The 1,936-nt window shown below is 56.0% G+C and carries 6 protein-coding genes; all 6 read right to left on the bottom strand.

Going from position 1 to position 1,936, the window contains the following annotated elements; translation table 11 throughout:
* A partial coding sequence (locus tag DWV16_RS18740) for a peptidoglycan DD-metalloendopeptidase family protein (protein WP_147349501.1) occupies positions 1–333 on the bottom strand: 333 nt, incomplete at its 3' end.
* Positions 330–617 carry a phage holin gene (locus DWV16_RS18735; protein ID WP_118480960.1) on the bottom strand — a complete coding sequence of 96 codons (288 nt, stop codon included), beginning with the start codon at positions 615–617 and terminating at the stop codon, positions 330–332. The genes DWV16_RS18735 and DWV16_RS18740, both read right to left, overlap by 4 nt.
* 14 nt (positions 618–631) lie before the next feature.
* Positions 632–1,042, bottom strand: coding sequence for a carbohydrate-binding protein (locus tag DWV16_RS18730; protein ID WP_158572982.1), 411 nt, complete (start codon positions 1,040–1,042; stop codon positions 632–634).
* 1 nt (position 1,043) lies between these two features.
* Positions 1,044–1,268, bottom strand: coding sequence for a hypothetical protein (locus DWV16_RS18725; protein WP_066454626.1), 225 nt, complete (start codon positions 1,266–1,268; stop codon positions 1,044–1,046).
* Complete coding sequence (locus DWV16_RS18720; protein WP_118480958.1) at positions 1,265–1,666, bottom strand: hypothetical protein; 402 nt, start codon at positions 1,664–1,666, stop codon at positions 1,265–1,267. The genes DWV16_RS18725 and DWV16_RS18720 overlap by 4 nt, the downstream gene beginning before the upstream one ends.
* A gap of 9 nt (positions 1,667–1,675) precedes the next feature.
* Positions 1,676–1,936, bottom strand: a 261-nt coding sequence (locus DWV16_RS19935; RefSeq protein ID WP_370219483.1) for a DUF6273 domain-containing protein, incomplete at its 5' end; no start/stop codon positions are given.

Here is a 1,936-nt window from a genome sequence, read left to right as displayed (position 1 = left end):
TCCGCGTTTGACTTTATCCCCGGCCTTGACCTGCACTTTTGCGTGGTGATAGGTCCGGGTCACCAGATCGCACACCTTGCCATTATTGCAGAGCACATCCCGGTAGATGATAACTGTCACAAGCCCCAGCCGCGAGAGTTTGCCGGTGGTGGTCGATCCGTCCTGACCGGCTGCAACCACTTCGCCGTCACCCAGCGCAAGCACATCATGAGTGTTCGGGTCATAGCAGTCCACGCCGTAGTGGTTAAATTTGTGGTAGGCGTAATAATCCGGGTGCTTGTATCCCGCTGTGACAAGCAGCGTTTTAAACGGGAGTGTAAGACGCTGACTCATTTGACCACCCTGTCCTTGTACGGCTGCACATACCCCATTGCGCGGTTGCTGTCGCCCACGCCTGCGGTTGTCGGGTCGGTCAGGGCGTTAAACACACTCACGAGCACCGCCACCACCACGACGGGATTCTGCACGGCTGCGACAAAGATATCTCCCAGCGCGGCCCACGAGGTCATATCCTCCCACGCAAGCCCAAAGTATGCGAGGATCGGCAGGACAACGGCACATGCCATCTGCGCCCACCAGAGCGGGTTTTTAATGCGTACTTCCCAATTGATTTTCATTATGTAATCCTCCTTTAGACTTCGGTGTATTCCGTCCATCCAGATACGCCCGGCTCCCAAACATTTGCATCAAGGTCGCTAATCCAGCGCTTGCCGTTGTGGCTGACCTTTGCGCCCTTTGCATAAGCGTCTGTACTGCCCTGCGGCTGCCTCCATTCCGGCCACTCGATTGCAGGATCGTCGATCCGTACCCACAAGGATGGGGAAGCGTCCGGGGACCAGCTCTCTTGACTGGTATGCGCGGTCAGGCATTTATACAGCAGATCCCCGTACCGCACCCGGTCGCCCACGGCATAGGCAACGCTTTCGGCGCTCCAGCGGTCAAACAGCTCCGGCGCAAGGATTGCCTTTTCGTCGGTGGTGCCGGATGCTGCCGCCCGATAATTTGCCATCTTTACCCGCGCTCTGTCCTCATACATGCCCATATCATTCGCCTCCCTCATAGATGTTGATAGCCGCCAGCATGTCCGCCGTTTCGGGGTCAACCGCTCCCGCCCGGATCGCGTTGGCCTGTTCCTGCGTGATTGCGCCCAGGGCGACATAATTGCGGGTCAGGTAGACGCTGCCTGTCTCTGCCCCGGTGCCGTCCAGTTGATCATCCCGCACACCGCCATCTGCGTAGCGCTGTGCGATATCGTCATATTTGCTCATGTGCTCTGCACCTCCAATAGCTGTAAATCCAGATCGGTTGCCCGCTGTTCGGCCTCCATGCGGGCTAAATCTGCGTCGGTGTATCGCTGTTCCGCATCCACGGCCCGCGCCTGATAGTATGCCGGATTGTCCCCGGTGCTGCGGCTGCGCAAACGGATTTTGGCCCACGTCCTGCCGTCCATGTCCGCGATGTCGTAACAGATGCGCGGGATGTACCGGCTAATGGTGGTTTCCTTTTCGTCGCGGATTTCTTGCGCCGGGTCGAGCAGGGCACGGATTGCGTCGTGATCCGTGGCCGGGAATGCAAGGATGAGTATCTCCTCGCTTTGGTCATTAATTCGCGCCATCGTGACAGACGCGATTGCGTCGGGGTATTGCGTGTTGTCTATGTAGATCATGTTGCCTCCTTAAAGTGGGCTATATGAGCCGTCGGGGTTAGGTTCGGGGTTGAGGCGGAAATCTGGCGGGAGAATGAGAGCAGGTCTAGATCCGCGAGCGGTAGAACTAGTACCCGCAGAATTTAATGTTCCAGTCTCACTTATTAAAAAATATCCAGTTAAACTTGTAAGACCCGACCTTAAAAGCCAACTGTATGCTGCGCCATTAAGCAGTCCTATTCTTTTTGCGTTTCCTACACTATTTCCCGTCAAGTCAAAGTAATCTAATTT

The organism is Anaerotruncus sp. AF02-27, from assembly GCF_003465835.1.
GTDB classification, from domain to species: domain Bacteria; phylum Bacillota; class Clostridia; order Oscillospirales; family Ruminococcaceae; genus Anaerotruncus; species Anaerotruncus rubiinfantis.
Note: the sequence above shows the minus strand (reverse complement) of the source record. Positions and strands in the feature narration are given on the sequence as shown.

Coding starts and splice junctions, on each gene's coding strand:
- DWV16_RS18735 (WP_118480960.1), bottom strand. CDS start 617: ATGAAAATCAATTGGGAAGTACGCATTAAAAACCCGCTCTGGTGGGCG.
- DWV16_RS18730 (WP_158572982.1), bottom strand. CDS start 1,042: ATGGGCATGTATGAGGACAGAGCGCGGGTAAAGATGGCAAATTATCGG.
- DWV16_RS18725 (WP_066454626.1), bottom strand. CDS start 1,268: ATGAGCAAATATGACGATATCGCACAGCGCTACGCAGATGGCGGTGTG.
- DWV16_RS18720 (WP_118480958.1), bottom strand. CDS start 1,666: ATGATCTACATAGACAACACGCAATACCCCGACGCAATCGCGTCTGTC.